Below are 23,235 nucleotides of genomic sequence, written 5' to 3' on the forward strand. Positions count from 1 at the left end.
GCCTGCATCTTCTGTTCCGAAATATCCTCGGGGGTGAATTGCGCCGCAGGCGCAAGAGGGGGCAGACAGCCCCCCTATGCCGGCACCGCCACCGGCCCCGCCGGGCGTTCGCGCACCGGCAGGTGCACGATGGCCGAGAAGGCGCCCACCGCGACGCCGATCCACCAGACCGCGTTGTAATTGCCGTAGACGTCATAGAGACGCCCGCCCAGCCACACGCCCATGAACCCGCCCAGCTGATGGCTGAGGAAGACGAAACCATAGAGCGTGCCCATGTAGCGCAGCCCGTAGATATGCGCGACCAGCCCCGAGGTCAGCGGCACCGTCGCCAGCCACAGCGAACCCATCACCACCGAGAAGACCAGAACCGTGGTCGGCGTGATCGGCAGGATGATGAAGATCGCCGCCGCCAGCGTCCGGCCGGTATAGATCGCCGCCAGCAGGTACTTCTTCGTATAGCGCTTGCCCAGCCAGCCGGCGGTGATGGTGCCCACGATGTTGGCCAGCCCGATGACCGAGATCGCGACCGCCCCCAGCGCCGAGGTCGAGGTGACGCCGACCGAGGCCAGCATCCCCGAGGGGTCGATGGCGCCGCACATCTCGGTCACGAAGGCGGGGAAATGCGCGGTGATGAAGGCCAGCTGATAGCCGCAGGAAAAGAACCCGAGGAAGATCAGCACATAGGACGGATCGGTGAAGGCGCGTTTCAGCACCGTGCCCATGCTCTCTTCCAGCTGCGCGCGGCTGACCCGTTCCGGCGCCCGCATGAAGGGCAGCGCGAACAGCGTCGCCAGCACCACCGCCGCGAAGATCAGGAACACCGTCTGCCACGGATAGACCTGCAGCAGCGCCTCGGCCACCGGGGCGCCGAAGACCTGCCCCGCCGATCCCGCCGCCGTCGCGATGCCGAGCGAGATCGAGCGGTTCTCGTCGCTCGTCGCCCGGCCCACCACCGCGAGGATCACCCCGAAGCCGGTGCCCGCGATGCCGAAGCCCACGATGATTTCCAGCAGCTGGTGCTGCAGCGGCGTCACCGCGAAGGAGGACAGCACCAGACCCGCGGCATACATCAGCGCGCCTGCGACGATCGCGCGGCGGTCGCCGAAGCGTTCGGCCAGGGCGCCGAAGACCGGCTGCCCAATCCCCCAGGCCAGGTTCTGGATGGCGATGGCGAGGCTGAACTCTGCCCTCGGCCAGCCGAACTCGTTGGCAATGGGCAGCTGGAACACGCCGAAACTGGCGCGGACGGCAAAGCTCAGCAGGATGACCACGCAGGCGGACACCAGCAGGGGCGTGATCAGGGGGGAGGATTTCGACATGGGAAACTCGGGAGGGAGGGAGGCGGCGGGCCGGGAAATGGCCGGCAGCATCCGCCGAACCCGGCGGCGCGTCAAATCTGCGTTTGTGATGGAGACAATTCGCCCGCGTGACGGTGACGCGGCGGCGACGGGACGATTGTTACAGAACCATCACGCGTTGGCAGTATATGTTTTGAACTCCGTCCGCAGGCTCGGGGGACACGCAAATCGGAGATTCCCATGTCCCTCAACCTGTTCCGGGCCGCGGCGCTTGCGCTGGCCGGCCTCTTCGTCGCCGGCGCCGGCTCTGCCGCCACCATCCTCGACACGACCAGCCCCAACAGCGAACCCTTCGCCTATTCCACCAATCCCGAAGGCATCCGCTTCTTCAACGTGGGCTATTACGGCCCCGTGGGACAGAGCTTCACGCTGGACAGCGACTACGAAGACCTCAGCGTCGGCGCCTATTTCTCGACCTTCGGGACCAGCTACGACATGACCGTGTCGCTGGTCTATGGCGAGGGCGTGGACGGCGACGTGATCGCCACCGCCGAAACCTCGATGACCGGCACCAGCCGCTATGACGCGACCTACACCACGCTCGATTTCAGCGAGGCCGGCACGCTGGCCGCGGGCACCTACACCGTCGTCTTCGAAGGCACCGGCACGCTGGGCGGTGGCGAGGTCGTGGCGACCGGGCCGAACAGCTATGTCGGCACCGACACGCCCGGCACCGCCGCCTATGACGAGAACGGGCTGTTCAACTTCGGCTCGAACCCGGCGCGCGACTTCGGCATCCATGTCAGCGGCACCCCCGTCGCGCCCGTGCCGCTGCCCGCCTCGGCGCTGCTGCTGGGCGGGGCGCTGGCCGGGCTGGGCCTGATGCGCCGCCGCCGCGCCTGACGGCGACAGGATGCAGGCGCGGCATCGCGCTTGCATCCGCCCGGCATCGCGCTTAGCCCCAAGCGCATGAGCGCGACCCTGGCCGAGATCTATGAACAGCGGGTGCGGGACGGGACCTTGCGTCCCGACCCGGCCCAACGCGCGGCGCTGCCCCTGTTGCAGACCGTGCGCGAGGCGCTGGAGGCGCCGCCGCCGAAACGCGGCCTGTTCGGCCTCTTCGCGGGCAAGTCCCCCGCCGCCGTCCGGGGTCTCTACCTCTGGGGCGGGGTCGGGCGCGGCAAGTCGATGCTGATGGACCTGTTCATGGAACAGGTGGACATCCCGGCCAAGCGCCGCGTGCATTTCCACGCCTTCATGCAAGAGATCCAGGCCAAGCTGCACGAGGTCCGCAAGACCGGCGTGCAGGACGCGATCCGCCCGGTGGCGCAGGCCGTGTCGGAACAGGCCCGGCTTCTGTGTTTCGACGAGATGCAGATCACCGACATCGCCGATGCGATGATCGTGGGCCGGCTCTTCCAGTACCTGTTCGAACTGGGGGTGACGGTCGTCACCACCTCGAACCGGGTGCCCGAGGATCTGTACAAGAACGGGCTGAACCGGCCGCTGTTCCTGCCCTTCATCGCGCTGATCCGCGGCAACATGACCGTCCACGAACTGGCCAGCGACACCGACTATCGCCAGCACCGGCTGGCGGGCACGCAGGTCTATTTCTGCCCCGCCGATGCCCGCGCTGCCGGGGCGCTGGACGCGATCTGGCAGGAACTGGCGGGGACCGGGCCGGCCGCGCCACTGGTGCTGACGGTGAAGGGGCGCGAGGTCACGCTGCCCGCCGCCCGCAACGGCGTGGCCCGGGCCAGCTTCTGGGATCTCTGCGCCCGCCCGCTGGGCCCCGCCGACTATCTGGCGGTCGCCGATGCCGTCCGGGTGCTGATCCTCGAGGGCATCCCGCTGCTGTCGGCCTCGAACTTCAACGAGGCGAAACGCTTCGTCACCCTGATCGACGCGCTGTACGAGGCGAAGGTGCGGCTGATCTGCTCGGCGGCCGAGATCCCGGAACGGCTTTATGTCGAGGGCGAGGGCAGCTTCGAGTTCGAGCGCACCGCGAGCCGCCTGCGCGAGATGCAGGACGCCCGCTGGGGTGCCGCAGAGGCCTAGCCGCGCCCTTCGGCGACGTGGCGGCGGAAGGCGCGCTTCAGCAGGTCCAGTTCCGCGCGCAGCAGATCGACCTCGGCGCGGATGTCATCCTCCAGCGGCACGCCGGTGACGATGGTGAACTGCGCCAGCAGGCCATCATCGATGCTGTCGCGGATGACGAAGCTCTGCACCCCGTCCTGCAGCGCCTCGGCCGGGATCGGCACCGTCACCCGCCAGCGCCCGGGGCGGTCGTCGATGGGCGCCACCTCCACCCCCGGCAGATCCTGTCCCAGATGCGAGGCGGCGATCCGCGGCGGCGCGGCGCCCTGCGGCAGCTTCAGCACGCCTTCCCAGCGTCCGGCATGGATGCGCGTCTTGGTCAGCACGATGTCGGACATCGGTCCTCCTTACAGATCGGCCCGCTTACAGGTCCGCCCGGGGCCGGCGGCTGAAGGTCAGGTCGCGCAGCAGCACCTGGTTCATCTGCGGCCCCTCGAAGATCAGGTCCACCCAGGCCCGTTCGACCCGCTTCTCGTTCATCCGGGTATAGGCCAGGTCGAATTCCGCCATCGTCTCGCCGCCCGAGGGCGGCAGTTCCCGCACGATCTGTTCGGTGTTCGGCCCGTGCTTGATGTTCAGCCGGGCGAAGACCTCCAGCGGGGCCTCGCGCTCGATCACGGTGTCGAGCCGGATGACGTGGCGCAGCTTCAGCCCCTGCACCGCCGCCTCGGGCAGGTCCACCGCGAGGCTGAGGAACGATCCGTCGAACTGCAGCACGTCGAGCCGCAGCCCGAACGGCGCCAGATCCTCGGCGCGCGTATTGCGCACCTGCCGAAGGGTCAGGCCGCTGTCGGCGCAGTCGTGAAAGACCGTCACCTCGCTGCCGATCCGCGCCCGCGTCTCGACCCCCGCCTGCCCGGCGGGCGAGACGGGGCCGGACCACAGTTCCGGCCGCCAGGACCAGTCTGTGCCCAGGGGCTTGCGCATCGCGGTAGACCCGATCACCGGCAGGGTCAGCCGCCCCTCGGCCACATGCAGCACGCGGTCCAGTTCGCGGCGCATCTGCCGCGCCCGCGACCGGAGGGCGCGCAACGTCTCCAGTTCCGCCGCCTCGGCCTCCTGCGCGGCCTTGCCCCAGCGTCTGAGGACGCGCCGGTGCATCAGCCGGTCGAACAGGGATGCCATCTGGTCATTCATGGCCGGCGTCACGCGAAGCGGGTGTATCGGTCATGTCGCATCCGTGCTGGCACCGGGAATCGGCACTTTGTCTTGTCGCGGTAAACGGTTGATACCTTCCGTGGCGTGGACCGCAAAGCCCGAATGCGCACAGGTTTCTGCACCCGCGACATCCGGCGCCGCCACAGCCCTGTCACCAGTCCTCAGTTCGCGGCGCGGATGGGATTCGCGGCCCGCATCCGGGCCACGAAAGCCTCCAGCAGCGGGCGGGCCGCCCCGGGCGGCAGGGGACGGTCGGCATGGGACAGCACGGACAGCGTGACCATCCGGCCGCGCAGCACCAGGATCGCGCGCCAGTATTCGGGTTCGACCCGTTGCGCCCCGCCCGCCGACCTGTCCACCAGCCGCAGGTACAGCACATCGCCCACAGACAGCGCCTCGGCCAGCGTGACGCTGTCGGCATCGCCCGAGCGGCTGAGCGCGGCGCGGCCGGCCTCGGACGCGAAGTGGCGGGCGAGCGCGGGGAACTGCGTCGCGTCCAGCCCGGCGCCCGATCCGCCCGGCGTCACCGATGCGGTCAGCACCGCCGGCGTGCCCTCGGGCCGGGCGCGACCGCCGCCGAGGGCCGCGCAGCTGCCGAGCAGGACGAAGGCGCCGGCCGGCCCCTCGGCCGAGCCGGCGCGGTCGACGCAATAGCCCGACGGACCCGTGACCACCACCGCCCGCCCGTCCACCGTCACCCGCAGCGGCGCAGATCCCTGCTGCGCCGCAGCAGGCGCGGCAGCCGCCAGGGCCAGCGCCAGAACCGGCGCCAGCAGCGCGACGCCCACCCCACCCGTCCGCATCGCCGCCAATCCCCGCCCCGATCCGCCCTCGCCCGGCCTTCCCTCGCGCATAGCCAGCCGCCGCCGGCCCGGCAAGCCGCCGGTCGCCCGATCCTGCCCCGCGGCCCGGACTGTTGCTGCGAATGCATCCGCCGGCGGCGCGCGCGATTGCAATTCCCCCTCTGCGCCGCTATCTCGGTTCCCGCACAAGGCCCCAAGTCAACCGCCCGGAGCGACGCGATGAACTGGATCTCGAACTACGTGCGGCCGAAGATCAATTCGCTCTTCTCCCGCCGCGAGGTGCCCGAGAACCTTTGGACCAAGTGCCCCGAATGCGGGACCATGCTGTTCCATCGCGAACTGGCCGACAACCTGAACGTCTGCACCAACTGCGACCATCACATGGCGATCACGCCGCGGGCGCGCTTTGCCGCGCTGTTCGATGGCGGCATCTTTACGGAAGTGAAGGTGCCGGACCCGATTGCCGACCCGCTGATGTTCCGCGACCAGAAGAAATATCCCGACCGGATGAGGGCGGCGCAGAAGTCGACCGGCGAGAAGGAAGCGATGCTGGTGGCGGAAGGCGAGATCGCCCGCACCCCCGTCGTCTGCGCCGCGCAGGACTTTTCCTTCATGGGCGGGTCGATGGGCATGTATGTCGGCAACGCCATCGTCGCCGCCGCACAGCGCGCGGTCGAACTGAAGCGGCCGCTGATCCTGTTTTCCGCCGCCGGCGGCGCGCGGATGCAGGAGGGCATCCTCAGCCTGATGCAGATGCCGCGCACCACCGTCGCGGTCGAGATGCTGCGCGAGGCGGGGCTGCCCTATGTCGTGGTGCTGACCCACCCGACGACCGGCGGCGTCACCGCCTCCTATGCGATGCTGGGCGATGTCCATATCGCCGAGCCGAACGCGCTGATCTGCTTTGCCGGCCCCCGCGTGATCGAACAGACCATCCGGGAAAAGCTGCCCGAAGGTTTCCAGCGGGCGGAATACCTGCTGGACCACGGGATGCTGGACCGGGTGACGCATCGCAAGAAGCTGCGCGAGGAACTGGTGACGATCCTGCGCATGCTGACCCGCCAGCCGCCTGCGGTCCGCGCCGACCTGCCGGCGCCGAAGCCCGAGGTCCGGGCCGAGTCGGCGACCGCCGATGCCCCGGCCGAGGCAGCGATGCCCGCCCCGGACGCGCCGGAAACGGCGCCCGAGCCCGCCAAGGCCGCGGCGAAGCCCGCCGAACCGGCGGCCGCACCGCCCGCCGCAAAGCCCGGCGCCGACAAGCCCGCCAAGGCCTGATCCCGTGACCGCCGCAGCCGCGGGCTCCGACGCGATCCTCGCGCGGATGATGGCCCTGCATCCCAAGGTCATCGACCTGACGCTCGACCGCGTCTGGCGGCTGCTGGCGGCGCTCGGCCATCCGGAACGGGACCTGCCGCCGGTCATCCATGTCGCGGGCACCAACGGAAAGGGCTCGACCCAGGCGATGATCCGCGCGGGGCTGGAGGCGCGGGGCGACCGCGTCCACGCCTATACCTCGCCGCATCTGGCGCGCTTTCACGAACGCATCCGCGTCGCGGGCGCGCTGATCGACGAGGCGGCGCTGACCGCCCTGCTGGACGAGTGCTGGCAGGCGAATGACGGCGCCCCGATCACCTTCTTCGAGATCACCACCTGCGCGGCCTTCCTCGCCTTTGCCCGCATCCCGGCGGACTGGACGCTGCTGGAGGTGGGCCTGGGCGGCCGGCTCGACGCCACCAACGTGGTGGATCGGCCGCGGCTGACCGTGATCACCCCGGTGTCGATCGACCACCAGCAGTTCCTGGGCGAGACGCTGGCCGAGATCGCGGGCGAAAAGGCCGGCATCCTGAAGCGGGGCGTGCCCTGCATCGTCGGCCCGCAGGCGGAAGCGGCGCTGGAGGTGATCGAACGGCAGGCAGCCCGGCTGGGCGCGCCGCTGCTGACCTTCGGCGAGCACTGGCATGCGCGGGAAGAGGACAGCCGGCTGGTTTATCAGGACGAGACCGGGCTTCTGGACCTGCCGCTGCCGAACCTGCCCGGCCCGCACCAGATCCACAATGCCGGGGCGGCGCTGGCGGCGCTGCGCGCGCTCGGCGCCGGCGAGGCCGCCTGCGAGGCGGCGGTGACGCGCGCGGAATGGCCGGCGCGGATGCAGCGCCTGCGCCACGGCCCGCTGGTCGATCTGGCGCCGCAGGCTGAACTCTGGCTCGACGGCGGGCATAACCCGGCAGCGGGCGAGGCGCTGGCGGCGACGCTGGCACGGATGCCCCGCCGGCCGACGCATCTGGTGGTGGGGATGCTCAACACCAAGGACATCGCCGGTTACCTGCGCCCGCTCGCCGCCCATGCCGACAGCCTGACCGCGATCTCGATCCCCGGCGAGGCCAACACGCTGCCGGCCGAAGCGACCGAGGCCGCCGCCCGTGCCGCGGGCATCGCAGCCGCCACGGCGGCCAGCCTGCGCGAGGCGCTGTCGGGCATTGCCAGCGCGGAACCGGGCGCGCGCATCCTGATCTGCGGTTCGCTCTACCTCGCCGGCCATGTGCTGCGCGAGAATGGCTGAGGCCCGGCGCACAGGATCGGCCCGCCTGCGCACAGATGCACAGGTTGCCGGGTTGCTGTGCGCCGCCTACCTAGGGCGCAACGCTCAACAGGGGACATGACGATGACCCAGACCACAGATCCGACCGCGCTCGAACTCGGGCTCGACACCTTCGGCGACGTCACCGCCGATTCCGAGGGCCGCCTGCTGCCGCAGGGCCAGGTGCTGCGCGACCTGGTCGACGAGGCGGTGCTGGCCGACGAGCTCGGCATCGACTTCATCGGCATCGGCGAACATCACCGCGCCGACTTCGCCGTCTCGGCGCCCGAGATCGTGATGGCCGCCATCGCCGCCCGCACCCGCCGCATCCGCATCGGCACCGCCGTCACCGTGCTGTCCTCGGACGATCCGGTGCGCCTGTTCCAGCGCGCGGCGACGCTCGACGCGCTGTCCGAGGGCCGCAGCGAACTGATCCTCGGCCGCGGCTCCTTTACCGAAAGCTTCCCGCTGTTCGGACAGGACCTGTCCGACTACGAGGTTCTGTTCGAGGAAAAGCTCGACCTTTTCACCCGGCTGATCCGCGACGACACGGTGACCTGGCAAGGCCGCACCCGCGCCGGACTGAAGGGCGCGACCGTCCATCCCCGGCCGGAACGCCCGCTGCGCGCCTGGATCGGCGTCGGCGGCAGCCCCGAGTCGGTGATTCGCGCCGTCAGCCACGAATTGCCGCTGATGCTGGCAGTGATCGGCGGCGATCCGCGCCGGTTCCGCCCCTTCGTCGACCTGTGGCACCGGGCCTGGGACCAGGTGGGCAAGCCGGCGCTGCCGGTGGGCATCCATTCCCCCGGCCATGTCGGACCCACGGATGACGAGGCGAAGGAACGCTTCTGGCCCGGTTACAAGAAGATGCACGACCTGATCGGCGGCTCGCGCGGCTGGCCGCCGCTGCGGCGCGAGGATTTCGAACGCGAGATCGCCCATGGCTCGCTCTATGTCGGCGGGCCCGAGACGGTGGCGAAGAAGATCGCGGCGACGGTGCGCGCGCTCGGCGTCAGCCGGTTCGACCTGAAATACTCCGCGGGCCCGCAGCTGCCCTCGGTGCTGCAGGACGGCATCCGCCTCTATGGCGAGCAAGTCGTGCCGATGGTGCGCGACCTGCTGGCCTGACGCGGATGGCGGCGCCGGGGGGCCATCGCGCGCCCCGGCCCCCCGCGGGATTGCCGGTTCAGGTTCAGGGGCAGTTGCCCCGGACCGTCCCGTGACGCCGCGTTCCGGATGACGCGGCGGTAGGTCTGCGGCACCGTCGCGTCCAGCCAGCGGAGCGCCAGGGGAGGGGCCGCGCCATGACCGATGCCATGACGGAGACCTTGACCGAGACCGGGACCGACTACCCGCATCTGTTCCGGCCGCTCGATCTGGGGCATGTCACCCTGCCGAACCGGGTGCTGATGGGATCGATGCATACGGGGCTGGAGGAAACCGGCGACTGGAACCGGGTGGCGGAGTTCTACGCGACCCGCGCCCGGGGCGGCGTCGCGCTGATGGTCACCGGCGGCATGGCCCCCAACCGCGAAGGCGGGGTCTTTCCCGGCGCGGCCGGACTGTTCACGCCCGAAGACATCGCCCATCACCGCATCGTCACCGACAGGGTGCATGCGGCGGGCGGGCGGATCGCCATGCAGATCCTGCATGCGGGCCGCTATGCCTATGGGAAGGACTGCGTGTCCGCCTCGGCGATCAAGTCGCCGATCAGCCCCTTCCCGCCCCGCGAACTCGACGAGGCGGGGATCGAGGCGCAGATCGCCGACATCGTCACCGCCGCCGCCCGCGCCCGCGAGGCAGGCTATGACGGGGTCGAGGTGATGGGATCCGAGGGCTATTTCCTCAACCAGTTCATCGTGCGGCACACCAACCGGCGCGAGGATCGCTGGGGCGGTCCCTTCGAGAACCGGATGCGCCTGCCGGTGGAGGTGATGCGCCGGGTCCGGGCGGCGGTGGGGCACGACTTCATCGTCATCTTCCGCATCAGCCTGATCGACCTCGTGCCCGACGGCTCGACCTGGGACGAGGTGGTGCGGCTGGCCCGCGCCATCGAGGCGGCCGGCGCCACCATGCTGAACACCGGCATCGGCTGGCACGAGGCGCGGGTGCCGACCATCGCCACCTCGGTGCCCCGCGCGGCCTTCGCCCATCTGACCGGCCGGCTGCGCCCCGAGGTGGGCATCCCCGTGATCGCCTCGAACCGGATCAACCGGCCCGAGGTGGCCGAGGATCTGCTGGCGCGGGGGATGGCCGACATGGTCAGCATGGCGCGGCCCTTCCTCGCCGATCCCGATTTCATCGCCAAGGCGCAGGCGGGGCGCGCGGCAGAGATCGCCCCCTGTATCGCCTGCAACCAGGCCTGCCTCGACCATACCTTTTCGGGGCGGCTGACGTCCTGCCTCGTCAACCCGCGCGCCTGCCACGAGACGGTGCTGCGCTACGATCCCGCCCCGCAGGCCCGGCGGATCGCGGTGGCGGGCGCGGGGCCGGCGGGCATGGCCGCCGCCATCGTCGCGGCGGAACGCGGGCACGAGGTGACGCTGTTCGAGGCCGCGGACCGGATCGGCGGGCAGCTGAACCATGCCGCCGCGATCCCGGGCAAGGAGGAATTCGCCGGGCTGATCGACTGGTTCGCCACCATGCTGCGGGTCCGCGGCGTCGATCTGCGGCTGGCAACGCCCGCCACGCCCGAGGCGCTGGAGGGCTTCGACGAGGTGATCGTCGCCACCGGCGTCCGCCCGCGCGATCCCGGCATCCCCATCGAACCGGGGGCGGAGGTCATCGACTATGCCCGGCTTCTGTCCGGCGCGGCGGGCGCGGGACCGCGCGTCGCGGTGGTGGGCGCGGGCGGCATCGGCTTCGACGTGGCGGAATGGCTGGTCGAACGGCCCGGCGACAGCCCGACGCTGCATCCGGACGACTGGCGGCGCGACTGGGGCGTGGGCGACCCGGCGCAGGTGCCGGGCGGCCTCGCCCCGCCCGACCCCGCGCCCCCCACACGGCAGGTGACGCTGTTGCAGCGCAAACCGGAAAAGCCGGGACGCGGGCTCGGCAAGACCACGGGCTGGATCCACCGCGCCGCGCTTGCCGCGAAGGGCGTGCAGATGATCGGCGGGGCAAGCTATGACCGGATCACGCCCGAGGGGCTGGAGATCCGGCTGAACGGCGAGCCGCGGCTGATCCCGGCGGATACGGTGGTCCTGTGCACAGGGCAGGACAGCGTCCGCGATCTGGCCGAGGCGCTGGCGGCGCAGGGCCGGACGGTGCATGTCATCGGCGGCGCCGATGTCGCGGCGGAACTGGACGCGAAGCGCGCCATAGACCAGGCGGCGCGGCTGGCGGCGGCGCTCTGACCCTGCCCTGCACCTGAGGCAATATCCCGAGCTGGGTCCGGGGAGCAGCCTCCCCGCGCCGGATTGCCCGCCGGCGACAAATCCGGGAAATGCCGGCTCCTTTCCCCAATCCTGCCCGATTTGTCGCCGATACCCGGTCCTGAGCTGGAGTGTTCATCGAAGGTGCACAATGGACCGACTGACGGAAATGGAAGCGTTCGCCACGGTGGTGGATCAGGGTGGGTTCACCGACGCGGCCAAGAAGATGGGCATTTCCAAGTCGGCCGTCTCGAAACATGTCTCGGCGCTGGAGGCGCGGTTGGGCGCGCGGCTGCTGAACCGCACCACCCGCCGGGTCAGCCCGACAGAGATCGGCCTGGCCTATTACGACCGGGCGCGGCGGGTCCTGAACGACGCGGGCGAGGCGGATGCGCTGGTCACCTCGATGCAATCGGCGCCCTCGGGGCTGCTGCGCATCTCGGTCGCCACGGATTTCGGGGTCAGCCTGCTGTCGCCGGTGCTGGGCGACTTCCTGCAGGCCTTCCCCGAGATCACCGTGAACATGGTGCTGAACAACCGCTATGTCGAACTGATCTCGGAAGGCTTCGACATGGCGATCCGTATCGGCGAGCTGGAGGATTCCACCCTGCGCGCCCGCAAGCTGACCGACACGGTGCGCCGGATGATCGGCTCGCCCGACTATTTCGAACGCTACGGCCGGCCGCAGAAGATCGACGACCTGAACGACCACAAGCTGCTGCATTACTCCAACCAGTCCAGCGCCAATGTCTGGCGGATCACCGCCGCCTCGGGCGAAAAGCGGCAGGTGCGGACGGCGGGCTGGCTGACGGTCAATGACGGGCAGTCGCTGCTGAATGCCGCGGTCTCGGGCCTCGGCATCGCCTACCTGCCCTCGTTCCTCTATGCCGACGCGATGCGCAAGGGGCTGGTCGTGGACGCGATTCCCGAACTGCCGCAAGAGGTTCTGGGCATCTATGCCGTCTATCCGCCGGGCCGGTTCACCCAGCCCAAGGTGCGCGCCTTCATCGACTTCCTGGCCGAGACTTTTGCGGACAAGGGACCCGATCACTGGTAAGAACCGGCGGTGCGCCGTGCGCGCCGCGCAATCATCAGGGGCGCCGTGCGTCCCCGCAAATCCCGAGGGACTTGCCTACTGGGTCGAGGTCAGCATGGCCTCGACCCGCCTGTTTCTGGCCCGCCCCTCGTCCGTCAGGTTGCTGGCGCGCGGGGCCAGCCAGCCCGCGCCCTCGGCCGACAGGCGCGCGCGGGGCACGCCGTAGCTGTCGACCAGCCGTTCGACCACCGCCTCGGCCCGGGCGCGGGACAGCGCGATATTCGCGGACAGGCCGCCCGTCGCGTCGGTATGGCCGACCAGCGTCACGCTGCGGTCGGGATGCGCGTCCAGATAGGCGGCCAGCGCCGCAAGCGAGGCGAACGCCCCCTCGGCCAGCCCCGACGCGCCCGAGGCGAAGACGAGGTCGTCCAGCGGCACGGCACCGCGGTCTTCCAGCGCCGCCGCGAAGCCGGCGGCACCGGTATCGGGCGGGGTTGACGGCCGGTCCGCGCCAGCGCCAGGCGACGCGTCGGTCGCATCGGGCTCCTCGGCCCCGGCGGGCGTGATGGCGGTGACCTGCACATATCCCGCGGCGTCGGACCGGCTGACCCACAGTTCCAGATACTCGGCTGCCGCGCCCTCGCCCCGGCGGGCGGCGAGATAGCGGTAGTCGCCCAGATCCACATGCATGTCCGGTTCCGGCAACAGGAAGCCGCGATAGCGGAAGTCGAAGCCGCCGCAATCGCGCGCCTCGCAGGAATAGAGCGGGGTGAAGCCGAGGGCGACCAGCCGGTCGCGCAGCGGCGCGAGCAGGGACAGCGTACCCTGCCCCGCCCCGCCCTGGCCCGCCTCCTCCGGCGTCCGCCACGCGCGCCGGTCGATGCGGCCCTCGAGCTCGATCACCGGGACGCGTCCGCCGGCGAAGGGACCGACCGGCAGGCGATGGCTCGACAGCGGCTCGATGCGCGCCACGGCCAGCTCGCCCCGCTGGGGGCGCAGCAGCGGCGGCGGCAGGGGCTGGGTCCCATCCGGCGCCGCATCCGGCACCCCCTCCTGCGCAAAGCCGGCCGGGGCGGACAGGATCGCGACGGCCAGCAACAGCCGGCGAAGGGCAGAAACGGTCATCCGCACCCCATGCCAGAACAGGCCCTCCGGCCCGCCATCATCGAAACCCGGGCGTCATCGCACCCTGTAGTGGTAGGCGCCCGCAATCTCCAGCCCCAGCCCGGAATAGAGCGCGCGCGCCGGCGCGTTCCCGCTAGTGACGGCCAGCGCGATCCGCGCGCAGCCCCGGGCCTGCGCCCATTGCGCCGCCGCCCGCATCATCTGCCGTGCCAGCCCCCGCCGGCGCCAGGGCGGCAGCACCTCGACGGCATGCACCATCGCCAGATCGCCCGCACGGGCCACGAAGGCCGCACCCGCGGCACGATCCTCGATGCGCCCCAGGATCGCCGTCTTGTCGCCCCCCACGCGGGCCATCACCGCCAGCCGTTCCGGCCCGATCCCCTGTTCGGCCCACAGATCGCGCTGGATCGCCAGCGGCGGCCAGACATCGAAGGCGGTCACCGGCGTCAGCACGCCCGCCGCCACGGCATCGACCGGCCCGGCCATCAGCAGCACCGGATCGACCAGGCGATAGCCCGCCGCCTCCAGCCGCGCATCCAGCGCCTCCTGCCCCGGACGGATCATCGCCAGCGCCGGCTGGCCCAGGGCCTGCTGCGCCGCCTCCATCGCCGCGATGTCGGCATCCGGCCGGGCGGTGCTGGCGGCCGAGACGCGCTTGCCGCCGCCCCGCCCCTCGCGCAGCAGCCAGTCGCCGGCGCGGTGCAGCGCCGCCGCGGGCCAGGTCGCGTCCATCGCCTCGAACAGATCGTCGGTCACGCGGGCCCACCGAAGGCATCGGCCAGCGCCGTCATCGCCGCCGACACCGCCTCGGCCTCGGGGCCGCGCACCACGAGGTTGGTGCCATAGGCCCCGTCCTGCACGAAGGGGTAAGAGCCCATGCTGACGCCCGGATGCGCGGCGGCGAGTTCCCCCAGACGGCCCGCCACCTCGCCCTCGGGCCGCATCACCCGCAGCGACTGCGACAATAGCGGCCGCCCGCCGGTGATCCGCGGCAGGACCGAGGCGACCATCGCCTGAAACACCTGCGGCACACCCGCCATCACATGGACATTGCCGATGGTGAAGCCGGGGGCGATCGACACCGGGTTGTCGATCAGATCGGCGCCGTCCGGGATACGGGCCATCCGCATCCGCGACTCGTTGAACTCCACCCCGCGCTTGTCGTAATGCGCGGCCATCAGCGCCCGCGCGTCGTCCCGCACCCCGATCGCCGCGCCGAAGGCCGCGGCCACCGCATCGGCGGTGATGTCGTCATGGGTGGGGCCGATCCCGCCCGAGGTGAACAGATGGTCGTGCCCCGCGCGCAGCGCGTTCACCGCCGCAACGATGGCCGCGTGATCGTCGGGCACCACCCGGATCTCGCGCAGGTCCACGCCCACCCGCGCCAGTTCCTGGGCCAGGAAATGCGCATTTCCCTCGCGCGTGCGGCCCGACAGGATCTCGTCCCCGATCACGAGGATGGCGGCGGTGGGGTTGGGCATCGCGGATCTCCGGCTGGCGGCTCTGCCAAGGGTATAGGCCCGACCCCCGCGCTCGGAAAGGCCGCAGGTCTGGCCAAGGGCGCAATTGTCCCTTATCTAGTCCGCGTTGCAGGGAAGGGATGACGTGGTGGACGATCCGCGCGGCCGGCTGACGAAGGACGGCATCAGGATTTACGAGCGGGGCGATTTCGCCGGGATGCAGGCGGCCGGCGAATGCGCGGCGCGCATCCTCGACGAGGTGGCGCCGCTGGTGCAGCCGGGCGCCACCACCGAGGCGCTGGACGACTTCATCCGCAACCGCGTCACCGAACTGGGCGCCACCTCGGCCACCATCGGCTATCGCGGCTATCGCCATGCCAGCTGCATCAGCGTCAATCACGTCGTCTGCCACGGCATCCCGGGGCCGAAGGTGCTGAAGGACGGCGACATCCTCAACATCGACGTGACCGTGATCCTCGACGGCTGGTTCGGCGATACCAGCCGGATGTATGTGGCCGGCACGCTCAGCCGCAAGGCGGAACGGCTGCTCGACGTCACCCATGACGCGCTGATGATCGGGATCGAGAAGGTGAAGCCCGGCAATACCTTCGGCGACATCGGCCACGCGATCCAGACCTACGTCGAATCGCAGCGGATGAGCGTGGTGCGCGATTTCTGCGGCCATGGCGTGGGCCGGGTGTTCCACGCGCCGCCGAACGTGCTGCATTACGGCCGCCCCGGCACCGGCGCCACGCTGGAGGAAGGCATGATCTTCACCATCGAGCCGATGGTGAACCTTGGCCGCCCCGAAACCAAGGTGCTGGCCGACGACTGGACCGCCGTGACCCGGGACAAGAGCCTGTCGGCGCAGTACGAACATTCGGTGGGCGTGACGGCCGACGGCTGCGAGATCTTCACCCTCAGCCCCGGCGGGCGGTTCCACCCCACCTGGGGCTAGGCCGGGCGGACGGGCCGACCGCCACCCATGAAAAACCCCCGCGAGCCTTCGCCCCGGGGGTTGATCGTGATTGCGGGTTTCCCCGCCAGCGTCACAGGGCCTTGCGGCCCGCCAGCCGTCGAATTCGCTCAGAGAGCGCCTTCGCGTTGGGCCTTCTTGCGCGCCAGTTTGCGGGCGCGGCGGACGGCCTCGGCCTTCTCGCGGGCTTTCTTCACGGACGGTTTCTCGAAATGCTGCTTGAGCTTCATTTCGCGGAACACGCCCTCGCGCTGAAGTTTCTTCTTCAGGGCACGAAGCGCCTGTTCGACATTGTTGTCGCGAACGCTGACCTGCATGTGGTTGTCACCACCTTCCTAAGTTAGAGTTGCATGTCCTTGCAGGAAGCCGCCCTATATCAGCGGGACCGGACCTTGTCCACTGTCCCGACACCCGGAACCCGCAACCCGGAGACCGCGCCATGACCACCGATCCGACCGGCCCCGAAGCCGCCCGCGACAGCCGCACCGCGGCCGAACCGCCCACCCTTGCCGCCACGCGCGAGGCGTTGCTGGACGCGGCCCTGCCGCATGTCGTCTTCGACGGCTGGACCGAGCCCACCTTCCGCGCCGCCGCCCGCGATGCCGGCGTCGACCTGCCGATGGCGCGGCTGGCCTGCCCGCGCGGCGGGCTCGACCTTGCCGTGGCCTATCACCGGCGCGGCGACGCGGCGATGCGCCTGGCGCTGGCGCAGGAGGATCTGGCCGAATGGCGCTTTCGCGACCGGGTGGCGCGGGCCGTGCGGCTGCGGCTGGAGACCGCCGACCGCGAGGCGGTGCGCCGGGGGATGACGCTGTTCGCCCTGCCGCAGAACGCGGCCACCGGCAGCCGGCTGGTCTGGGACACGGCAGACGCGATCTGGACCGCGCTCGGCGACACGGCCGAGGATCTGAACTGGTACACCAAGCGCGCGACGCTGGCCGCGGTCTATTCCTCGACCGTGCTCTACTGGCTGGGCGACGACAGCGAGGGGCAGGCGGCGACCTGGGCCTTCCTCGACCGGCGCATCGACAACGTGATGCAGATCGAGAAGGCCAAGGCGCAGGTGCGCGAGAACCGCCTGCTGCACACGCTGTTCGCCGGTCCGATCTGGCTGGCCGGCCAGATCAAGCCGCCGCGCCGCACCGATGACCTGCCCGGCCGGGAAGGTTCGTTGTGAGCGGCGGGTCGGCCGGCGCGCTGCCCGCAACGATGCGCGCGATGCATATCGCCGCCCCCGGCGGGCCCGAGGCGCTGCAACCGACGGACTGGCCCGTGCCCGAACCCGGCGCGGGGCAGATCCTGATCCGCATCGCCTGGGCCGGGGTGAACCGGCCCGACGCGCTGCAACGGGCCGGGGCCTACGATCCGCCGCCCGGCGCCTCGCCCCTGCCGGGGCTGGAGGCGGCGGGCCATGTCGCCGCGCTCGGCCCCGGCGTCACGGGATGGGAACTGGGCGACCCGGTTTGCGCGCTGCTGCCGGGCGGAGGATATGCGGAATATGCCGTCACCTCCGCCGCCCATGCGCTGCCGGTGCCGCAGGGGATGGCGCTGCGCGAGGCCGCCTGCCTGCCGGAAACCCTGTTCACCGTCTGGTCGAACGTGGTCACGCGGGGCGGGCTGCGCGCGGGCGAACGGTTTCTGGTGCATGGCGGATCGTCGGGCATCGGCACCACGGCGATCCAGCTGGCCCGCGCGCTTGGCGCCCGCGTCTTCGCCACCGCCGGATCGCCGGCCAAATGTGCCGCCTGCGCGGAACTGGGCGCCACCGCCATCAACTACCGCGAGGAGGATTTCGTCGAGGTGCTGCGCGCCGAGGACGGGGCCGACCTGATCCTCGACATGGTGGGCGGCAGCTATATCCCGCGCAACCTGCGCGCGCTGGCCGATGACGGGCGGCTGGTGATGATCGCCTTCCTCGAAGGCCGGACGGCCGAGGTGAACTTCGCGCAGATCATGGCCCGGCGGCTGACGGTGACGGGATCGACCCTGCGCCCACAATCCGAACTCGCCAAGGCCCGCATCGCCGCCGACCTGCGCACCCAGGTCTGGCCGCTGATCGAGGCGGGCCGCCTGTCGCCGGTGATGGACAGCGAATTCCCGCTGGACCGCGCGGCCGAGGCCCATGCCCGGATGGAAAGCTCCGGCCATATCGGCAAGATCGTGCTGAAGGTAGCCTGACGCCCGCCCTAGCGCACGCCCGGCAGCAGCGCGTCGGTCATCCGGCAGTCGCGCGCCACGTCGCTGCCGCAGGGGCGCGGCGCGAGGTCGCGGGTCAGGCAGATCCGCACCTCGCGGATCATGCCGCCGCCGCAGGTGACGGTGACGCCGTCCGCCGCGAGGTCGGGGTTGGACTCCAGAAACGCCTCCTCGACCACGCGGGCGGGCAGGCGCACGTCGCGGTCGAGGTCGCGCAGCACCTGCGGTATCTCGACGCGGGCAAAGGCCTCGCGCGACAGGCGGAAATAACCCGCGGCGTCGACGCCCGAACAGCGGCCATGCTTCTGCCATTCGTGCCAGGCGAGGCCCGAGGACCCCATGATATCGGCCATCGCCGCGGTCTCGGCCCGGGACGGGTCGCGCGCCGTGCTGCGGCAGTCCGAAGGCCAGCCGACCTCGTGCTGCGGCCACAGCCCGTGCAGGATGAAGGCATGGTCGTGGCGGGGATCGCACTGATCCTCGCCCCGCGCATCGCCCTCGGCCAGGCAGAAGCTCGACGACCAGGACAGCGCCATCACATAGTAGGCGAACTCCCCCGGCCGGTCGGCGGCGGCGGGCCGCGCCAGCATCGCGAGGACCGCCAGAACCAGCGCGGCGGGGGTGGCAAAGTGGCGCATTTCCTCTTCCCTCGGGCGGTCAACGGCACTATATGGGCCGATGACTTCCCCCGAAAACGAGGAAAGGCGGCGCCCCGGGCCCGCAGCCGTTTTCCCGGCACGGGAGAGATTTGTAAAGGAGTGATCCGATGTCGAAACCTCTGATGGCCAAGGCGACCGCCGTCTGGCTGGTGGACAACACCACGCTCAGCTTCAAGCAGATCGCCGATTTCTGCGGGATGCACGAGCTGGAGGTGCAGGGGATTGCCGATGGCGACGTAGCCACCGGCGTCAAGGGCTTCGACCCGATCGCGAACAGCCAGCTCGACCAGGCCGAGATCGACAAGGGCGAGAAGGACCCGCTCTACAAGCTGCGGCTGAAGCATAACCCGGCCGCCGCGGGCGAAGAGAAACGCCGCGGCCCACGCTATACCCCGCTGTCCAAGCGGCAGGACCGGCCGAACGCGATCCTGTGGCTGGTGAAGTTCCACCCGGAACTGCCCGACGCGACCATCGCCAAGCTGATCGGCACCACCAAGCCCACCATCCAGGCGATCCGCGAACGCACCCACTGGAACATCGCCAACATGCAGCCGATCGACCCGGTGGCGCTTGGCCTGTGCCGGCAGTCGGAACTCGACCTCGCGGTGCAGAAGGCGGCGAAGAAGCGCGCGACCGAGGGCGTGGCCCTGTCTGACGACGAGCGGCGCAAGCTCCTGTCCACCGAACAGTCGCTGGGCATGGCGCCGGAACCGCGCATCCCTTCCTCGATCGCCGGGCTCGAGAACTTCACCCTGACCCGCCGCGAGGACGAGGAAGCCGCGCCCAAGGACTTCTCCGACGCCGACAGCTTCTTCAACCTGCCGGGCGGGGATGAGGACGAGGACGAGGACGACAAGTAACCGTCGGCCGCGGCCCGGGCCGCGGCGGGGGGTTTCGCACCCCCCGCACCCCCCGCGGGATATTTGTGCCGACAAGAAGCAGCAGGCCCGCCTCCGGGAAGGATGCGGGCCTTGTCATTCCGGTCGCCTGCCATGCTGCGGCGGGCTTCTTGCCCGAGGGCACCCCCGTCGCGACGGCCGGTCAGACCGGGCGGGATTTCAGCAGGTCGCGGATTTCGGTCAGCAGCTGCTCCGACGAGGGGGCGGCGGGTTTCTGCTCGGGCGGCGCCTCTTCCGCCTTCTTGTGCGCGGCTTCCTTCACGCGGTTGACCATCTTGACCAGCAGGAACACCACGAAGGCGACGATCAGGAAGTTGATCACCGCGGTGAGGAAGCTGCCATAGGCGAAGACCGGCGCGCCCGCCTCTTTCGCGGCGGCAAGGCTGGCGTAGTCGCCGTCGCCCAGATTGATGAACAGGTTGGAAAAATCGATGCCGCCGGTGATGACGCCGATCACCGGGTTGATGAGGTCCGCCACCATCGAGGTGACGATGGCGGTGAAAGCGGCACCGATGATGATCCCTACGGCCATGTCCATGACATTGCCGCGTGCGATGAAATCCCTGAATTCCTTGAGCACGTTACGCCCCCGATCACTGTCCGTTGCATTCACGCGGCACTTGTGCGCCTGCGCAGGTCGACCCTAGCAGATTTGCGCCCCGCAAGGGGTTCTTTTCGCCGCACCGGCCGCTAGGCTGCCCCCGGAAACCGAGGAGACCGCCATGACCGATGCCGCGCCCGATCTGTCCGCCTTCCCGATCACCGCGAAATGGCCGCCGCGCGACCCGCGTGCGATCCAGCTCTATTCCCTGCCCACGCCGAACGGGGTCAAGGTCTCGGTCGCGCTGGAAGAGATGGGACTGCCCTACGATGCGCATCTTGTGTCGTTCCAGACGAACGACCAGATGAGCCCCGAGTTCCTTTCCCTCAATCCGAACAACAAGATCCCCGCGATCATCGACCCCGAGGGGCCTGACGGGCGGCCGCTGCCGCTGTTCGAAAGCGGGGCGATCCTGATCTGGCTGGCGGAGAAGACCGGAACCTTCCTGCCCGCCGGCGCCGCCCGCTATGAATGCCTGCAATGGCTGATGTTCCAGATGGGCGGCATCGGCCCGATGTTCGGGCAGTTCGGCTTCTTCCACGCCTTCGCGGGGAAGGAGATCGAGGATACCCGCCCGAAGGCGCGCTATGCCGACGAGGCCCGCCGGCTGCTGGGGGTGCTGGACCGGCGCCTGCAGGGGCGCGACTGGGTGATGGGCGGCGACTATACCATCGCCGACATGGCGATCGCGCCCTGGCTGCGCGCGATGCGCGAGACCTACAAGGGCGCCGAACTGGTGGGCTGGGACGATCTGGCGAATGTGCCGGCCTATCTGGACCGGTTCCTTGCCCGCCCGGCAGTGCAGCGCGGGCTGAACCAGCCGCCCCGGCCCTGACGCCCTACCAGCGGATGCCGAAGCGCAGCGCGTCGTAGATCGCGGCGTGGATGTTGCGCGACTGGACCGCATCCCCGATCCGGTAGAGCGTAAAGCGCGCCGCCGGGTCGGCCTCGGGGAAGACCGGCCCCGCCCCACCGGTCAGCGCGGGATAGTCCACCGCGCCGCGATTGCGGCTGAGCGGCTTCAGCGCCCGGTACAGCTCGTCCATCGGCCGGGTGCCATGATCCACCACCACGGCATCAACCTGCCGTTCCTCGACCGCACCGGGGGCGAAGTCCGACCCCAGCACCACCGCAAAGCCGTTCCCCGACCGCCGGATCGTCCGCAGCCGCCAGGCGGGCGTCAACCGCGCCCCCGCCCGGTGCAGCGCCGCGAGGTAGGGCACCACGTTCATGCCGCCGATATCGGGCGAGATCATGCGTTCCGGGGCGACATATTCGACCTCGGCCCCGTTGCGGGCCAGCACCTCGGCCGCGCCGATCCCGGCATGGGCGGCGCCGTCGTCATAGACCAGCACCCGGCCCGCCGGCCGGGCATCGCCCGCGATCACGTCCCAGGAGGTCAGCGCCAGATCCGCGCCCTCGGCCTCGGGCGGTTGCGGCAGGCCGCCGGTCGCGATCACCACCATCTCGGGGTCCAGCGCCAGCACGTCGTCGGCATCGGCATAGCTGTTGCAGCGCAGATCGACACCCAGCCGGTCCAGTTCCGCCAGCCGCCAGTCGATCAGCCCCCACATCTCGCGCCGCCGGGGATGGCGGACCAGCAGCCCGACCTGCCCGCCCGGCTGCGGCGCGGCCTCGAGCAGCGTCACCCGGTGGCCGCGTTCGGCCGCCACGCGCGCCGCCTCCAGCCCGCCGGGACCGGCGCCGACGATCACCGCGCGGCCCGGCCTGTCGGCAGGCGGGATGACATGGGGCATCGACGCCTCGCGCCCCGTCGCCGCATTGTGGATGCAGAGCGCGCCGCCGCCCTCGTAGATCCGGTCGAGGCAATAGGTCGCCCCCACGCAGGGGCGGATGCGATCCTCCAGCCCCGCCGCGATCTTCCGCACGATATGCGGGTCGGCGATATGGGCGCGGGTCAGCCCCACCATGTCGAGCTTGCCCGAGGCCACGGCATGGCGCGCCGTCGCCACGTCGGGGATGCGCGCGGCGTGGAACATCGCGATGCCGGTGGCCGCCCGGACCTCGCCCGCGAAGTCCAGATGCGGCGCGCTGGCCATGCCCTGGATCGGGATCACATTGGTCAGCGCGGCATCGCTGTCGATATGGCCGCGGATCAGGTTGATGAAGTCGAACTTGCCGCTGGCGGCGATGCGGCGCGCGATCTCCACCCCCTCGTCGCGGGTGAGGCCGTTCTCCATCTGCTCGTCGGCGACCATGCGGATGCCGACGATGAAGTCGGGGCCCACCGCGCCCCGCACCGCGTCGATCACCGCCCAGGTAAAGCGCAGCCGGTTGTCGAGACTGCCGCCCCAGTCGTCTTCGCGCCGGTTGGTGGCGGGCGACCAGAAGCTGTCCATCAGGTGGCCGTAGGATTCGAACTCGATCCCGTCCAGCCCCGCCGCCTGCATCCGCTGCGCCGCCGCCGCGTAGTCGGCGACGATGCGGTCGATGTCCCAGTCCTCGATCTCTTTCGGAAAGGCGCGATGCGCCGCCTCGCGCACCGGGCTGGCCGAGACGACGGGCAGCCAGTCGGCCCGGTTCCAGCCGGTGCGGCGGCCCAGATGGGTGATCTGGATCATCACCGCGCAGTCGTGTTCGTGGCAATCCTCGGCCAATCGCGCCAGCCATGGCACGATCTCGTCGCGGTAGGCATGCAGGTTGCCGAAGGCCTCGGGGCTGTCGGGGCTGACGATGGCCGACCCCGCCGTCATCGTCAGCGCGATCCCGCCCCGCGCCTTTTCCCGGTGATAGAGCCGGTAGCGGTCCTTCGGCAGCCCGTCCTCGGAATAGGCGGGTTCATGCGCGGTCGACATAATCCGGTTCTTCAGGGTCAGGTGCTTCAGCCGGTAGGGCTGAAGAAGCGGATCGTTCTGCATCGGCTGGCTCCTCTGGCTGCCCCATGCTGCGGCGCGGGCGCGGCGGGCTCTGGTCCAGAAGCGACAGTCCGGGTCGGGTCCCGCCGCGGCGGCGGG

General features: G+C 70.4%; 23 protein-coding genes. 12 read left to right on the forward strand and 11 right to left on the reverse strand.

The window, feature by feature from the left end; translation table 11 throughout:
- Positions 1-74: 74 nt before the first annotated feature.
- On the reverse strand, positions 75-1,319 hold the full coding sequence (locus EEY80_RS02505) for an MFS transporter (RefSeq protein WP_126974957.1): 1,245 nt from the start codon (positions 1,317-1,319) through the stop codon (positions 75-77).
- 219 nt (positions 1,320-1,538) lie between these two features.
- Here EEY80_RS02505 and EEY80_RS02510 point away from each other — a divergent pair, with 219 nt between their 5' ends.
- On the forward strand, positions 1,539-2,201 hold the full coding sequence (locus tag EEY80_RS02510; protein ID WP_126974958.1) for a VPLPA-CTERM sorting domain-containing protein: 663 nt from the start codon (positions 1,539-1,541) through the stop codon (positions 2,199-2,201).
- 66 nt (positions 2,202-2,267) lie between these two features.
- Positions 2,268-3,356, forward strand: a complete 1,089-nt coding sequence (gene zapE / locus EEY80_RS02515; protein ID WP_126974959.1) for a cell division protein ZapE — start codon at positions 2,268-2,270, stop codon at positions 3,354-3,356.
- Here the strand turns inward: zapE and EEY80_RS02520 are convergent.
- The 3 genes from EEY80_RS02520 to EEY80_RS02530 form a co-directional block, all read right to left on the reverse strand.
- Positions 3,353-3,733 (reverse strand): hypothetical protein, encoded by a 381-nt coding sequence (locus EEY80_RS02520; RefSeq protein WP_126974960.1) that lies wholly within the window; start codon positions 3,731-3,733, stop codon positions 3,353-3,355. The genes zapE and EEY80_RS02520 overlap by 4 nt on opposite strands.
- A gap of 25 nt (positions 3,734-3,758) precedes the next feature.
- Positions 3,759-4,520: a DUF6478 family protein gene (locus EEY80_RS02525; protein WP_126974961.1), complete on the reverse strand. Its 762-nt coding sequence runs from the start codon at positions 4,518-4,520 to the stop codon at positions 3,759-3,761.
- Between the two features lie 194 nt (positions 4,521-4,714).
- Entirely contained in the window at positions 4,715-5,356 is a 642-nt protein-coding gene (locus EEY80_RS02530) for a cation transport ATPase (RefSeq protein ID WP_126974962.1), read from the reverse strand.
- A gap of 219 nt (positions 5,357-5,575) precedes the next feature.
- On the opposite strand from EEY80_RS02530, the gene accD reads away from it, so the two are divergent.
- The 5 genes from accD (at position 5,576) to EEY80_RS02555 (ending at position 12,365) form a co-directional block, all read left to right on the forward strand.
- The gene (accD, locus tag EEY80_RS02535) at positions 5,576-6,631 is read left to right on the forward strand and encodes an acetyl-CoA carboxylase, carboxyltransferase subunit beta (RefSeq protein ID WP_126974963.1); all 1,056 of its coding nucleotides are present in this window, start codon (positions 5,576-5,578) and stop codon (positions 6,629-6,631) included.
- 46 nt (positions 6,632-6,677) lie between these two features.
- Entirely contained in the window at positions 6,678-7,916 is a 1,239-nt protein-coding gene (locus tag EEY80_RS02540; RefSeq protein WP_126975102.1) for a bifunctional folylpolyglutamate synthase/dihydrofolate synthase, read from the forward strand.
- A gap of 102 nt (positions 7,917-8,018) precedes the next feature.
- On the forward strand, positions 8,019-9,062 hold the full coding sequence (locus EEY80_RS02545; RefSeq protein ID WP_126974964.1) for an LLM class flavin-dependent oxidoreductase: 1,044 nt from the start codon (positions 8,019-8,021) through the stop codon (positions 9,060-9,062).
- Positions 9,063-9,238: 176 nt separating this feature from the next.
- A complete protein-coding gene (locus tag EEY80_RS02550; protein ID WP_235829685.1) occupies positions 9,239-11,290 on the forward strand; it encodes an oxidoreductase in 2,052 nt (683 codons plus the stop codon).
- Positions 11,291-11,459: 169 nt separating this feature from the next.
- Entirely contained in the window at positions 11,460-12,365 is a 906-nt protein-coding gene (locus EEY80_RS02555; RefSeq protein ID WP_126974965.1) for a LysR family transcriptional regulator, read from the forward strand.
- 75 nt (positions 12,366-12,440) lie between these two features.
- Here EEY80_RS02555 and EEY80_RS02560 read toward each other — a convergent pair whose 3' ends face one another.
- From EEY80_RS02560 to EEY80_RS02570, 3 genes are read right to left on the reverse strand one after another with little or no spacing between them, the layout of a single operon-like run.
- Positions 12,441-13,469, reverse strand: coding sequence for an OmpA family protein (locus EEY80_RS02560; RefSeq protein WP_126974966.1), 1,029 nt, complete (start codon positions 13,467-13,469; stop codon positions 12,441-12,443).
- Positions 13,470-13,523: 54 nt separating this feature from the next.
- On the reverse strand, positions 13,524-14,201 hold the full coding sequence (locus EEY80_RS02565) for a GNAT family N-acetyltransferase (RefSeq protein ID WP_126975104.1): 678 nt from the start codon (positions 14,199-14,201) through the stop codon (positions 13,524-13,526).
- Between the two features lie 20 nt (positions 14,202-14,221).
- Positions 14,222-14,950, reverse strand: coding sequence for a competence/damage-inducible protein A (locus EEY80_RS02570; protein ID WP_126974967.1), 729 nt, complete (start codon positions 14,948-14,950; stop codon positions 14,222-14,224).
- Between the two features lie 127 nt (positions 14,951-15,077).
- Between EEY80_RS02570 and map the strand changes: the two genes are divergently transcribed.
- Positions 15,078-15,887 carry a type I methionyl aminopeptidase gene (gene map, locus EEY80_RS02575; RefSeq protein WP_126974968.1) on the forward strand — a complete coding sequence of 270 codons (810 nt, stop codon included), beginning with the start codon at positions 15,078-15,080 and terminating at the stop codon, positions 15,885-15,887.
- A 128-nt stretch (positions 15,888-16,015) separates the two neighbouring features.
- Here the strand turns inward: map and rpsU are convergent, their stop codons facing one another.
- A complete protein-coding gene (gene rpsU, locus EEY80_RS02580) occupies positions 16,016-16,222 on the reverse strand; it encodes a 30S ribosomal protein S21 (protein WP_011748553.1) in 207 nt (68 codons plus the stop codon).
- Between the two features lie 122 nt (positions 16,223-16,344).
- Here rpsU and EEY80_RS02585 point away from each other — a divergent pair, with 122 nt between their 5' ends.
- Positions 16,345-17,082 (forward strand): COQ9 family protein, encoded by a 738-nt coding sequence (locus EEY80_RS02585; RefSeq protein WP_126974969.1) that lies wholly within the window; start codon positions 16,345-16,347, stop codon positions 17,080-17,082.
- Positions 17,083-17,114: 32 nt separating this feature from the next.
- A complete protein-coding gene (locus tag EEY80_RS02590; RefSeq protein WP_126975105.1) occupies positions 17,115-18,083 on the forward strand; it encodes an NAD(P)H-quinone oxidoreductase in 969 nt (322 codons plus the stop codon).
- Between the two features lie 8 nt (positions 18,084-18,091).
- On the opposite strand, the gene EEY80_RS02595 is transcribed toward EEY80_RS02590, so the two are convergent.
- Positions 18,092-18,739 carry a ribonuclease T2 family protein gene (locus EEY80_RS02595; RefSeq protein ID WP_126974970.1) on the reverse strand — a complete coding sequence of 216 codons (648 nt, stop codon included), beginning with the start codon at positions 18,737-18,739 and terminating at the stop codon, positions 18,092-18,094.
- A gap of 128 nt (positions 18,740-18,867) precedes the next feature.
- Here EEY80_RS02595 and EEY80_RS02600 point away from each other — a divergent pair, with 128 nt between their 5' ends.
- Complete coding sequence (locus EEY80_RS02600) at positions 18,868-19,620, forward strand: DUF1013 domain-containing protein (protein ID WP_126974971.1); 753 nt, start codon at positions 18,868-18,870, stop codon at positions 19,618-19,620.
- Between the two features lie 181 nt (positions 19,621-19,801).
- Here EEY80_RS02600 and mscL read toward each other — a convergent pair whose 3' ends face one another.
- Positions 19,802-20,239: a large conductance mechanosensitive channel protein MscL gene (mscL, locus tag EEY80_RS02605; protein WP_164738111.1), complete on the reverse strand. Its 438-nt coding sequence runs from the start codon at positions 20,237-20,239 to the stop codon at positions 19,802-19,804.
- Between the two features lie 142 nt (positions 20,240-20,381).
- On the opposite strand from mscL, the gene EEY80_RS02610 reads away from it, so the two are divergent.
- Positions 20,382-21,095, forward strand: a complete 714-nt coding sequence (locus EEY80_RS02610) for a glutathione S-transferase C-terminal domain-containing protein (protein ID WP_126974972.1) — start codon at positions 20,382-20,384, stop codon at positions 21,093-21,095.
- A 4-nt stretch (positions 21,096-21,099) separates the two neighbouring features.
- Here EEY80_RS02610 and EEY80_RS02615 read toward each other — a convergent pair whose 3' ends face one another.
- Positions 21,100-23,139: an NADH:flavin oxidoreductase gene (locus tag EEY80_RS02615; protein ID WP_126974973.1), complete on the reverse strand. Its 2,040-nt coding sequence runs from the start codon at positions 23,137-23,139 to the stop codon at positions 21,100-21,102.
- Between the last annotated feature and the right edge of the window lie 96 nt (positions 23,140-23,235).

Source organism: Frigidibacter oleivorans, from assembly GCF_003993775.1.
In the GTDB taxonomy this organism is placed as follows: Bacteria; Pseudomonadota; Alphaproteobacteria; order Rhodobacterales; family Rhodobacteraceae; genus Frigidibacter; species Frigidibacter oleivorans.